This window comes from Cupriavidus sp. L7L (assembly GCF_004353535.1).
GTDB lineage: Bacteria > Pseudomonadota > Gammaproteobacteria > Burkholderiales > Burkholderiaceae > Cupriavidus > Cupriavidus oxalaticus_A.
The window spans coordinates 58,107-70,597 of the sequence record NZ_SMNY01000027.1; the positions used below are offsets into that span (position 1 = coordinate 58,107).

Annotated in this window: 11 protein-coding genes and 2 pseudogenes; 10 read left to right on the forward strand and 3 right to left on the reverse strand. The window is 59.6% G+C overall.

Annotated features, from left to right (window positions below; translation table 11 throughout):
• Positions 1–5: 5 nt before the first annotated feature.
• Both E1J61_RS25740 and E1J61_RS25745 read right to left on the reverse strand, forming a co-directional pair.
• Entirely contained in the window at positions 6–923 is a 918-nt protein-coding gene (locus E1J61_RS25740; RefSeq protein ID WP_133096779.1) for a cupin-like domain-containing protein, read from the reverse strand.
• 87 nt (positions 924–1,010) lie between these two features.
• Complete coding sequence (locus tag E1J61_RS25745; RefSeq protein ID WP_133096780.1) at positions 1,011–1,340, reverse strand: hypothetical protein; 330 nt, start codon at positions 1,338–1,340, stop codon at positions 1,011–1,013.
• Between the two features lie 547 nt (positions 1,341–1,887).
• Here E1J61_RS25745 and E1J61_RS25750 point away from each other — a divergent pair.
• The 7 genes and pseudogenes from E1J61_RS25750 to E1J61_RS25780 all read left to right on the forward strand — a co-directional run.
• Positions 1,888–2,142 (forward strand): hypothetical protein, encoded by a 255-nt coding sequence (locus E1J61_RS25750; protein ID WP_133096781.1) that lies wholly within the window; start codon positions 1,888–1,890, stop codon positions 2,140–2,142.
• A 108-nt stretch (positions 2,143–2,250) separates the two neighbouring features.
• Positions 2,251–2,628, forward strand: a complete 378-nt coding sequence (locus E1J61_RS25755; protein ID WP_133096782.1) for a hypothetical protein — start codon at positions 2,251–2,253, stop codon at positions 2,626–2,628.
• A 12-nt stretch (positions 2,629–2,640) separates the two neighbouring features.
• The gene (locus E1J61_RS25760; RefSeq protein WP_133096783.1) at positions 2,641–3,129 is read left to right on the forward strand and encodes a hypothetical protein; all 489 of its coding nucleotides are present in this window, start codon (positions 2,641–2,643) and stop codon (positions 3,127–3,129) included.
• On the forward strand, positions 3,126–4,049 hold the full coding sequence (locus E1J61_RS25765) for a hypothetical protein (protein ID WP_133096784.1): 924 nt from the start codon (positions 3,126–3,128) through the stop codon (positions 4,047–4,049). Before E1J61_RS25760 ends, E1J61_RS25765 begins: the two co-directional genes overlap by 4 nt.
• Positions 4,050–4,210: 161 nt before the next feature.
• Complete coding sequence (locus tag E1J61_RS25770; protein WP_133096785.1) at positions 4,211–7,192, forward strand: hypothetical protein; 2,982 nt, start codon at positions 4,211–4,213, stop codon at positions 7,190–7,192.
• A 249-nt stretch (positions 7,193–7,441) separates the two neighbouring features.
• Positions 7,442–9,559: a hypothetical protein gene (locus E1J61_RS25775; protein ID WP_133096786.1), complete on the forward strand. Its 2,118-nt coding sequence runs from the start codon at positions 7,442–7,444 to the stop codon at positions 9,557–9,559.
• 165 nt (positions 9,560–9,724) lie between these two features.
• Positions 9,725–10,033 (forward strand): annotated as a pseudogene (locus tag E1J61_RS25780) (integrase core domain-containing protein); the annotation flags it as partial.
• Here E1J61_RS25780 and E1J61_RS25785 read toward each other — a convergent pair.
• Positions 9,951–10,507, reverse strand: a pseudogene (locus tag E1J61_RS25785) (transposase); the annotation flags it as partial. The pseudogenes E1J61_RS25780 and E1J61_RS25785 sit on opposite strands and share 83 nt — an antisense overlap.
• Before the next feature lie 501 nt (positions 10,508–11,008).
• Between E1J61_RS25785 and E1J61_RS25790 the strand changes: the two are divergent.
• The 3 genes from E1J61_RS25790 to E1J61_RS25800 all read left to right on the forward strand — a co-directional run.
• Complete coding sequence (locus tag E1J61_RS25790; RefSeq protein WP_368671153.1) at positions 11,009–11,209, forward strand: DUF2188 domain-containing protein; 201 nt, start codon at positions 11,009–11,011, stop codon at positions 11,207–11,209.
• A 580-nt stretch (positions 11,210–11,789) separates the two neighbouring features.
• Positions 11,790–12,059, forward strand: coding sequence for a hypothetical protein (locus tag E1J61_RS25795; RefSeq protein WP_133096788.1), 270 nt, complete (start codon positions 11,790–11,792; stop codon positions 12,057–12,059).
• Positions 12,060–12,332: 273 nt separating this feature from the next.
• On the forward strand, positions 12,333–12,491 hold a 159-nt coding region (locus E1J61_RS25800; protein WP_165971542.1), incomplete at its 3' end, for a transposase.

Below are 12,491 nucleotides of genomic sequence, written 5' to 3' on the forward strand. Positions count from 1 at the left end.
CGCCACTACTCTTTGTCCTTGCCCGTTAAAGCAGGCTGTTGCTCTTTAGGAGCCAGGCGACGCAGGTCGGCGTAAGCCCGCCACAGGCTACCCCAGCCCCGTTGCACCAGTTGGCCCCACAGCTGCGGAGTTGCCAGCCCTTGGGGGAACGGTCGTGGCCAGAAGAAATTGACATTGATGGCCCACGGCGAGGCCACCGTCACCTGGTGATACCAGCCAACTGGGATATAGAGAGATTCCCCGGCGTGCAGAGTGCATTGCCAACCAACCGCCCGGCGCGCCAGGGGAAACCGCTCGAAATCTGGCACGTTGGGATCGAAGCGGCAATGGGTCATGCGCGGCACGGGGTATAGCCAACGTGCTTGCGACGGCGCAAACATAGTGAAGGTCTTGTTGCCAAATACCTGCACATTGCAGTTCGGCTTGATATCTGCGTGCAGGCCGGAGGAGGTTCCCAGTATGCCGCACCAGAAGATGGTGTCCACCGGGGGCAGAGCAAACCACGGCGGTACGGCGGTGTCGGCAAGCAGCAGTGGCGACAACGCGCCTAGGCTCACGTCAAGATAATAGGTGCTTTCGAACCCGCAAGCCCCGATGGCCCGGGTTAGCTGCGCCGTGTCCGCGCCGGCGGCCGCGATGGCGCGGATATCCTCCGCGCCGGCGATCTCGACAACCCAGTCAAGATAGTCGGAAAACAGGATCTTGCCCCCAGCCAGCATGTTCTGGTAGACGTTTCGGGGCGCCCCGCTTATCTCGCGCACAGCCACCTTGCGCGCCCCAACGGCGGTCTTCAGGTATGCGGGCTGCCACCGCTGCAATGCCGGCCAGGCGTCCACGTTGCCGGTCACGACACAAGGCGCACGCGCCAGGCGCGCAGGCCTGAAGCTGCAAGCGGCAATGCGAGGAACAGGATTGAGTTCCATGGCTCTGATCGCCGGTCACGCCGCTAAACCACGATGATATCGTTTCCGTGCGCTCAGATGCCCAGACAGCGGAGCAGGCTCCTCCAACTATGATTTGGCGGGATTGATGACGTCAGCGCCCGGATCCGGCAGTCCGGGGCAAGTCCACAGACTCTCGCTTCGAGGGGCCAGCAGCCGTTCCCAGACATTGAGATTGCGAATGGTTTCGCGCTCTAGCGTCAACTTCCTTTTTTTGGCTTGGTCAGGTTGACTGCCGGCGGGATCCGGCACCGTCTGCGTGCTCAGGGACTTCTCCGCCAGTGACAGGATTCCCAACAGAACCGTCGCTTCCTTTTCGTCGAGCTTCGCGCCTAATTCGTTAAGTTTTTCCGCGAGGGCGTTCACATCGACCTGGGTTACCTCTACATAATCAGACATGCTGCCTCCCGCAGTCGGAGATCGAAACTTCAGGTTACCATCGCTTTCTGCGCAGACCAGCAAAAGGGCGCATGGCACGGTTATGCCTTAAAGATCGCATACCAGATGTGAATCCACGATTTTGGCGTCGGGATTGAAAATAAAAATAGACGGCCAGCGATCAGAGAGGTAGGAGTATCTTGACGCTAGCCTTCAAATCTTTTTAAATCTGTATTTAGTCAATTTTAATATGTAACAAATTTGAATCAATTCGCGCAGCGAATGTGCTCGCATGGCTCCATGCCGATCTTCGGCTTACAGAGAAGCGGCTCTTGATCCTTCAACCGAAATTGGCTCTGCGTGCGCATTTCCGCCACTATCGCCTTTAATCCGCGACCGTCCGCACTGCGCTATTTTTTCAATCTCATCTGCACAAATATTAATGTCAGACAGACTCTCTTCACCTAACCTAAATCCACAATCAAAGAATCAAGAGTCATTCAGGGGGAGCCTTATGGACACGCACCACAGTGCCGACCTCCGGCGACAAGTGGCAACAGTCCTTCGAGTGGACCCGCTGTCCAGCACCACGTCGACCGACAATCTGCAGCACCTACAGTTCATCAGCAACGCGGCCCAGACCGTGTTCGACCTAACGGATCCGTTCACCCGCGAACCCTTCACACGAAGCGGCATGTCAACTTGTACGCCCGTCGCGGTATCCATTGAAGAAATGTTGGGCTTCGCCCGCGCCTACTTAAGGGTTACTCTCGAGGCACTGACCCGCTACGTGATCCGACTGGAGAAGAAAGGCGGGCTGTAGCCTGGCAGGCTCGGATTGATGTTCGGCCGAATATGGGCGCACGGCAGCGCGTGGCCGTAAGCAAGTCGACTCTGATCGCATCACCAGCACTTTGGAAAGGAGCTTTCCATGGATGCCAATACCCTCACTTCCCACCTGCAGACCCGCACCACGCATGTGGTAACGCTAGGCGGCGCTGGATCCGCCATGCTGACCTTCGACCTGGCATCGGTCAGCATGACGCCCGAGCAGGAAGTGGTCGTTCGCAAGCTGTTCAGCCAGCGCCCCGCTCTAGTGGCAACCGAAGGACCGCACTCCGCCCGTGACGAAACCAACAAGCCTGGCCCGGCAAGCCAATACCTCACCCCAGCGGAGTTTGAGAGTATCCGGAAACTTGGCGTAAGACTGGGCACTCAGGGCGTACTGGCAGCAACCGCCTGCGACTTTTGTCTGCACTGCGTCAAGCTGGAGGCATTGCCGTCAGCTGGACCGCTACAAAACGGATGAAACGGGATGCAAATGCCACGTTCCGACGAGGCTGTCGACGTTGCTACTCAGGCCGCAGCTGATAGCCTGATTCTTGGTGGCGCCAACACGCATGAGACCAAGGCCTTCCTCGCTGGCTTGCCGCCGGGCCGTAGCACCGATGCCATTGCAGCGGTGCTTCGCCCCTGCTGCGAAGCACCGCGCCGCTTCCTCGCGGACTCGTCGCTGATACTCGGCAGCTGGCTTTTGGCTCGCCTATCAGCCCGAGGTTACACGCCCACTGCCGAACCATGCGCGGCCATGTATGCGCTGGCAGATGCAGCCAGGATGCTGTCCCTGGTGGAATTGCTGCGCTGGCAGACCGTGGTGGCGGCTTTGCCCGCGCCGCCTCATCTCGAAACCGTGCGTGATAGGCTCGTTTCCCAAAGCCGCACAATGTTGCGAACGCTCGCTCGCCTTTCGGACACCGACGACCTGCAGCATGAACACCGTGTGCTGAAATGTCTGAGGGACAAGCCTTGACACCGCGGCTGAGCCCAGGAACCGCCGGGATCGCCCGGCGCGGCCTGTTGTTGGGGATGGCCTGGCTCAATGAGAACCTGCAGCATTTCGCGGTGCGCACAGTCACCAGCCAGCGGTTTGACAAACACCACGTGGCACAATTGAAGCCACTCACCGAACTTGCGCTGACAGTCTGGATGCTGAAGCGATGCGGTCTTGAACTGCCCGTCCTCGATGCGACGGCCAGCTGGATTTGGCAACAATGCGAACATGGCCGCAAACTGGTGGCACTTCTGCTGGCGCGGCATGATTTCCTGCCTTGTTGTGCACTCTATGCTTCGTTGCGCCAGCTCGGTTTCCGAGACCCAGCGCTAGACCGCGTACTACGCTTACTTGCGCGCGCGGACATCGAGGCAGCGCTTCCCCTGCAACCTTGGTCACGCTTGGCGATGCGCTATAACTTGTGGCAACTTGGCCTGACGAAGTGGCCAGGCCAAGAGGGTGGGCTCTATATAGCAACACGGCCCGAACCATGGGTGGTCTCCGGGGAGGTGGCCTACGCGATTACGCACGAGGTGTTCTACCTAACTGACTTTGGGGCACGCGAGCTGGAAGATGTTTGTGTGACAGATTACCTGCGCGCTTGGCTCCCATACTGGACACGTGCTTTTGTTGACGCCAACGATAATGACCTTGCGGCGGAACTGGCCATGGTTGCTGCCTGTTTACAAGCCAGCCATGATCCCGCGAGTACTCAGGGACTGCATAGCGCGCTTGCTGTCCAGCGCGAGGATGGAGCCGTGCCGGGACCCGACGGCGCAGGTAGCTTCCTTTTCGCTGAAGGCGACACAGCCGCACACCGGGACTTCCTTGGCTGCTACCACACTACCCTTGTTACCCTGATGGCGGCAGCAATGACATTGCGGAATTCCACAATCTGAGCGCTTGGATCGGGAGTCGGTTGACGAAGCATCTGCAGCCACAAGCAGCTCATGTTGACATAAGTGAAGCTTGTCAAAGACCGTGGAGGGCGCCAAGTGTGTCCATTTCTGCTGAGGAAGCGGAGGACAGGCGGCACCTCATACACCTGCGGAGGCATCACATGGACTATCAGGGGACCGCGCTACTCTCGCTGACCACCAAAAGGCCGCCCGATGCCGAACGTGGGGTCGGGCTCGTTCATGTGACTGTCACGCTTCCGGAGAATATCGCCAAGGAAATCAAACTCTCCGAAGATGGCAGCCGCCCTGCGCTCGATCCGAAGGAGGCGGCTAACCTGCTGTGGAACACGCCGGTCGCAGCCTATCTCAACGGCCGGTCGGATGCGTGGCTCAGTGTGCCGGGCGTCCGATTGCTGCTGCCCGGGCTCGAAGCGCTCGCCAAGGCGGACTCGGGCCAGTGGCCGCATGACCAGGCGAATCTGAAGAGCTTCCTTGCCGCGGCGGCGCCGGGCGGACCGACTGTGGCTGCTTGGTCGGCGGAACTGGAGCGCGGGGGCACGACCGCGTTGCTCAATGACCTCCTCCTCATCTTCAAGTATGCAGCCCTGCATCGTACGAGGCCTCTGGACATCGTTGCAGGTCTCTACCGCCTCGCAGTCGCCGCCACCACACAGTCGAACGCACCGGCCAACCGCGAGCAGTTAGTCACGTGGTTGACGGCGCCATTCGTCGTGCCGCGCGTGTTCGTCGCGCGTCCGACCGAGGCGCCGAGACAGCCACCGGCCCCGGGCGGTGGAGGATCGGGCGGAGGCCGGCCTGGCCCGCGTTTCCCGGCTGTATCGTTTGAGACGGCCAGCGGGCGAGAGATACTGCGTCGCTTGGAAGACGAGATCGCAAACCTGGAACGCGGGGCGCGCGCATCGGCGCTGACCGAAGCGCTGCGGGCCGAAGGCATCCGTGATTCGGCCGTACTTGCACGACTTACGCGTGTCCTGGACAGCGCGGCTATGGGACCGCGGCCGGCGGGTACCGAGCGATCCTGGCATCCGCCGCGACGCGCGGGCATCACCCGGACGTACATCGGCGGGTATCCGGTGCTTGTCGACCTCTCCGAGTTCGAACGGCGCACGACGATTTATCGGCGCGCGCTTGCAGAACACCTGACGGCGGCACTACCGGCCAACCTGCGCGACCGGTTGACACGTTTGGGCACATCGATCGATATGCTAGTGGAATTGCCGATGGTGATGGCCAACGCGGCGCAGTTGCCAAGCTATCTGGAGCCGGCCGGGCGTAGCGACCTACTGGTCGTGCGGCAGACAACCACCGGCTACAGGCAATCGGAAATCGCATATCTTGAGAATATCCTGGTGGGCGAGACCCGCTTGCGCGAGCATACCCAGCGCCTGATGACGCGGCGCGAGCTGTTCGAGCAGGTGATCAAGGAGGAAGAGGAAACTCACGACCTGCAAGTCACCGATCGGGCTGAACTCAGCCGTGAGATCAGCGACGTGATCAAGGAAGACCTACGGGCCGAGGGTAGCATCCAGGTCACCAGCCGTGGGCCGACAAAGGTTGTCGCCTCCGCCAGCGCTTCGTACAGCCGCTCCACGGAGGAAGCCGCCAAGATCGCCGAAGAATATTCGCGTGAGACCGTGGAGCGTGCCGTCAAGCGCACCATGGAGCGTGTAACGCGAGAGGTCCGCTCGGTGATCGAAGAGGAAATAACTGAGCTGAACCGCCATGGGTTCACCCGCGATACCACTGCGCCGGACCACATATCTGGCATATATCAATATCTTGAGCGCGTCAGCCGGGCCAAAATTTTCTGCTACGGCGAGCGTGAACTCTATGACCTGCTAATTCCGGAGCCTGCCGCCCTCATCTGGCAGATGGCGGTGTCGCGCGTTGAAATGCACAATCCCCTCCAACGGCCAGACGCCGAGTTGTTCGAGTCGTTGACGCTCGCCAACATCGCGGACAAGCGGGCAGAGGTGATTCGGGCTTATCAGGTCAGCGACCTGCCGGACTTTCCAGAGGAGCATAAGCAAGTCTCAATGGCAATATCCAACACCGGTAGCGGAGGCAGCGCGAAGCATGCGCAGAACAAGGACCTGCAGATACCGGAAGGATATGTCGCTGTTGACGGCTCTTTCGTCCTTTCAGTGGAAGTTGAGGATTCAAATAGCAAACCTAATGGCGGCTGGATTGCGGGAAATCTTGTCAACACCTGGATCATCAATAATCTGACCGACAACAAGGGAAAGGCGGCCGAGGATTTCACGTTCGTCACTCCGCAGCCCGGACCTTCCATTGCGGCCGCCTTCAACGCAGACAATTTCACCAGTATCGTAGGTGCCATTACCCTCAATCTCGAACTGACCGAGGACGCGCGACGCGATTGGGCGATCGAAGCCTACGCGAGAGTGTCGGCGCGCTACGAGCAGCTGCGCCTCGAATACGAGCAGACGATCATCCAGCTTACGTCCACCCAGCAAGCGGAGAGCACAAAATTGCCAGAAGGGTCGCGGTTGGAACTCCAGCGAATGGTTCGGTTTGAGCTGCAACGATCCGCGATTGACATCATGCGCAATGCCCCCGTCGATTTCGCTTTGATGGGCGAGTACGATTTCAGCCAAGCCGACGGCTCTCTTAGCAGCCATCCGACGGTGGACACAGACGCAGTGCGGACGTCGGAGCCGGAGATTCGCTTCCTGCAGCAAGCGTTCGAGTGGGAGCATATGGTCTGGGTTCTGTATCCCTATTTTTGGGGCCGCCGCCAGCAATGGGATCGCACGGTCGTACAGACCCATCCCGATCCTGATTTCGCAGCCTTCTTGAATGCGGGCGCGGCGCGCGTGCAGATCTCAGTGCGCCCCGGATTCGAGAATGCCGTGAAGCATTACATGGAGACCGGCGAGGTCTATGGCGGGCTCGGGCTCCCGAAGATGGGCGATCCAAACTACGTCTCATTCATCGATGAGCAGATGACTTCGCTGGGCGGACCGGGCGAAGAGATTGCCTGGCCACCCGACTCTCCGAAGGAATGGACGGTTTTGGCGCCGACGCCGTTGGTGCTGGCGCGTAGCGTCACCAAGCCGCAACTGCCGACCTGGGATCCACAGACCGGCGAAGAGGTGTAGGCGGGGGAGTCGCTCTGCTGTTATTACCTGGCCAGAGACGATGGATCTATCCCCTATCCCATGCACCTGCACTGCGGTCGACGTCTCACCAATGCCGTCACGACCCGTTGGAGGTCCGAGTGCCAACGTCGCTGATCCTCCTCTACAACTCCGATCTCCCGCGGTGGGAGCGAATCGGCCCCGACAATGGGCGTGACAACCATTGGCCGTCCGGACGACTCGTAATCACCAAGAGCTAGGGCAGTCGCTATGGTCTACCTGTTTGCATTGCCGCCAAAAGTCGAGGTCGTGGAGGATCCCTCGACAGGCAGTGCCACAATTACTTGGTACGAGTCCTCGCTTCAATGGCGGACCAGCAACCGTACCATTCTGGCGCTGAATAGCCCGCCGTGGCACCAGATTGGGGTGCGGCCCTTCGCTTGGGACTACTTCGAGCTTGAGTGGGCGCACCTCCGACTCGCTGTGGCGCGCGGGGTGACAGTGACGCAGCGGACGGGACCGCCCGGCCGTGAGCAAAACGTCCCCATCGGATGGAACGCATTGGATCCGAAGCGCTATCCGCAGGTCCATCTGCACCGGTGCCAGGACGAAGGGCTGCTAGGCGATCCCGACGAAACACTGGACTGGTACAGCATCATCGGCCAGCCTCAGAGAATCGAACAGGAGAAATTCCTCTTATCACTTACTTCCAATGATGACGCGATTGAACACTGGAAAAAGCAGCAGAAGGCTGTGCAGGTCACGCCCGGCGAAAACGCCGTCACGTTCCAGCAGATCGATGGCTTCGCCAAGGTGGACGTGACGCTTTCGAACCCGGGCAACCCGTCGGCGTACTGCTACGACGTCCGTCCGGAAGAGTGGATGGAAGAGCTCAAGGAACACGAGTTCATCGACGTGGACCCATCGAGCACAGTTATCAGAATTGTGCATACGCGCGACGTCAAGATACGCCTTCGCGCGCACGAGGATCAAAAAGACGCGCTGATCGTAGAGGCATGCGAGGTCTCGAGGTTGAGCGACGTGCCACCTCAGGGCGCTGCGCTCGGGAAAGCGGACTTCCCTCACCTGCGCTTCCGTCGCCACGCCATCGACGAGCTCATCCCCAGCAACCGCCAACCTTGGGTGATCGCCTTATTCGAGCTTGCCATCAATTTCATCCCTGTCGTCGGCGTCGTCTACGACCTTGGTCAGCTCGCCTATGCCGCGGCCACCGGTAAGACTTTTTTCGGCTACAACGTCAGCGAAGAAGAGCTCTTGCTGATGGGCATCACGACGGCAATTGGGCTCGGAGTCTCGGCTGCAGGTGTTCGCTCGCTGCGCAAGATCGTCCAAGGAACAAGGCTGGAGGCGGCGACCGAGGACGCAACCTTGAGCCAGATCAGGCGAATTGCCGACGCCGGCTACGTAGAGGCAGTCGGCCACCTCCCACCTCGCCAGTGGGACGACCTGCTCAGTGCGTTCGACCGGCACCTTCGCGACCCGATTGCGTTCCCGCTGCCGAAGCTGGTCGACAAGTTCACCGACGTCGTAAACGACGCTTACCTCGTCGCCGTCGAGCGGCGACTAATGAGGAAAGTGTTCAAACCGGACTTCACCGGATTCCGCGACGCGGACCTAGCCGCCGCGTACAACCGGTATCTGCAGCCGAAGTTGCGCAAGAAGTTACCTGCACTCGATCCCGCATCTTGGGCCAAAAAGGCTAATCGCGGACTTCCGAAACAGTTGCTGAGGCGCGCGCTCGGGGACGAATTCGTGGAAGTCATCAATCGTGCCGAGAGGGCTGATGTGCTGCCGCGGCGACTGACCAAGAAACACATCGACGCCTACGACTTCCTCGTGGCTCGGGGTGTCGAGGACTACGGGACACTACGAAACCTGCGGAACAACCTGAAGAACAAGGTGCCAGATGTTGGCAAAATTTTCGAGATCGATCACCTGCTTGAGCAGCGGTTTTGGCGCAACAACCCAAATCTGACGACGGCTTTCGACGAGAAAGGCCTTGGCATGGCTTTCGTGGTGCCAAAGAACCCAGCCGTATCGCGGGAGATGTTCATCATGGCCGGTGGCCAGCGAATCCGGTACGTGCACAACGTCAAGACGAACATGCTGAAGGAACTGATTCCGAACGGGGCAGAGACATTGGTGACGGTGCAGGAGATGTGGGATGCGCATGTGCATGTGTTGCGGTCACTCGGCACCCACGAATCCCTTATAAAGGGCCGCCTCGTCAAGGACTTCAGGCTGATGGCCAAGCAACTCGGGCAGAGTTTGGACACCCGGTTTCCGCGCCCCGGGGCCATGCGGCATACCGGCGGTTGGCCGAGATTCGTGGAGGACCCCACTACGGGTGCATGGACAAGGTTGTGAGTCCCCGACTGCTGCTCACCTCTCATCTTGAGACCCTACCGTCAGTTTTCCTGTGCGGCGTCATAGCCTGTCGAGGCTGATTGACCTGACCCCTGTTTCACGAACCCCATAGCCGAGCCATCAGGCCGCTTGCCCTTGCTGAGCGGCAGCCCAATTCTTCTCGTCTTCCAGGACTCGCTCAAGGCGTACGGCATGCGTTCGTCTATGAGCCGGCGCGGCGATTGCTGGGATAATGCGCCTACCGAAAGCCTGTGGGGTTCGCTGAAGGTCGCACGAATGCACGGTCGGCACTTTGCGACGCGGCGTGCCGCGATGGATGAAATCGTCGACTGGCTCGGCTTCTGCAATGCCCGCCGACTGCATTCGACATTGAACTACGTCAGCCCCATGACTTGCGCACACGCTCCTTTCCCACGCGTACGCCGCGCGCAACCAGCTCTTTCCACATGCGAGGCCAACCATATTCGCCCTTGACCTCCGCGTGAATCGCCTTGATGTGGGCCAGCAGCGCGTCGTCGCTTACGCGGCGGCGCTTGGGCTTGTCCTGAGCGGCGCGTTGCCGCCGCTGATGAAAGCCGCTGGGGCTGACTTCCAGCACCTCGCATAGCACCGAAATCGGCCAGTGGCGACGATTGCGTTCGATAAAGGCGTACTTCACGTCGAGTCCTTCGCGAAGTACGCGCACGCCTTTTTTAGGATGTCACGCTCCATCTTCAGGCGCGCCACTTCGGCACGAAGTCTCGACAATTCCATCTGCTCCGGACTTACCGGTTTTGTACCGGCCCCGCCGAGCTTGTCTTCCTGCTCAGCCTTCACCCAGTTGGAAATCGACTGCGCTGGCACGCCCATCGTCGCGGCCGCCGCCGCAACGCTCTGGCCGGCCTTGACCAGTCGAACTGCTTCCAACTTGAATTCGAGCGTGTAGCGCGCCCGCTTCGTCTTGCTCATCTTCTTGACTCTCCTTGCTTGAGTTTAAACGCTCAGCAAGGGATTCGTTTTTCGGGGGCAAGCTCAAAATAATACGCCGACGCGAGCAATCCTCTATTAAATCAACAATATACATACAACGACTATTCCACAAAAAGCTCGTTGCACAACTCGTTGATACAGAACGGCTATCTTGTTGAGACCGTGTCAATCAGCACCGAAAGCACCATCACCCCTAATTGGGACAGCCGAGCCACAGAGGCTATGCGATGTAATGCTTTCGCGCGACACCACACAAACTTGCGCTGACATGCTGAATAGTTTGGATTAGTCTGCGAATCACAGTATGAAATGTCACCGTGACCGACAACGATTGGCAATCAGTTCTCTTAGCCAACATACTCGGGGCGAGGGCACAACTTTTGCCGGTGGACGGCTGATATCGACGTGGTGCCCCTGCGCAGGACACCCTAGCTCCACCAATTCCCGGAGACGTCCGTGCCTTGCAAGAACATCCACGTAGTGCCTACCGATGATGGCTGGGCTGTTGAATCGGAAGATGGCTCCAGCAGCCAACACCGATTCACTTCCTTGGACCATGCGATCGCCGCCGGTACAGAGAAGGCTAAGCGCGCAAAGGTGGACTTGCTGATCCACGGCCGTGACCGTCAAGTGCTAGAGCGAAGCTCCTTTAGGAACGAGCCGCGCGATGTCCAGACGTAGCTAGGCGTGTCCAGGCCCAACGTCCTTAAAGATCCGCACGCGTCCATTCCCAGACGGCCTGAGCGGACCATGACGAAGTCTTCCAGGCGCCCACCCCGTCAAGATTGCCAACTCCTCCTGCATCCCCTTCGCGTGACATTGGCGCGATAAGCAGAACGTTATCGAACCTTATTGCCGCGCCCGGGCAACGCTGGCGTCATGTGAATCCTGGCCAGGCGCGCAGTCTCTCCCTTTGCCTACGCGCCTGGAGGGAACGCAGCGGCAGTAGCCAGCCATCAAGCGACATCTTCGCAGAAGACCGCGCGGATGCTCAAACGCAGGTATGGCCAAACAGACGCTTGACGCGCGCCGCAACTGACTTGAACTCGTCGGCCACTCGCGAACCATTGCCATCCTTTGAGGAATGGCTCGCGTATGGGAATCTGTTCTAGGCGACACTCATTCGTGTCATCATCGGCTGCGGGCGGGGATGCTTTCGTTTGTCGGAGGAGGCTTCTTCAGTCTGGTTGTCTACGAGCATTCAAAGGCGGCGTTGTGCGACAACGGATCGCCGTGTCCACCCATCACGGAGGAGGTGAAAATGGTCGAATCAAGAAATGGACTTTGGCGGCGGACGTGCGCAATGCTGGCCGCAGCCGGACTTCTGATGCCATCGGCGGCCGCCCTGGCCACCAACCAGTCGCAACAGCGCCAACAAGGCAGGGACGCAAACCAGGCTGCCAAGCAGGAAGCGCGCGGGGGCAAGGTCGACTGCCGGGCTGCAAACCAGAAGAGTAACGCCCAGTGCCGGCAAGACAAGCGCGACACGAAGCAGGAGGGCCGCCAGGAAAAACGGGACATCAAGTACTAGCGCGGCAGATACTGGCCGACGAAAACGATGCTATGTATTTGCGCGGTCGGATTCTGGCGCGCCCCTGTACATGCGCAACCGGCCAACTACGGCCACTCGGCACCGCTTGCAGAATCCGACATTCGGATGTCGGCTTCTGCAAGCGCTGCTTGAAAGCCGCCATTGCGATTGCCCGGGTCTGAACGGCAGCAGGGGTCAGGGACGTGTGGTGGTCTAATTTCCTCGGACAGGTCGATAGGAGGACAATCCGGAATCGACGAGGAAGAAAGATAGATGACAAGAAGGCGCCGACAATTTGACGCCAGCTTCAAGCTGGAAGTGGTACGGATGGTGCGAGACCAAGGATTATCGGTCAGCGAGGTGTGCCGGTCGATGGAGCTTGGTGAGACGGCCGTTCGGCGCTGGATTGCGCAGTACGATGCGGAGTGCGCC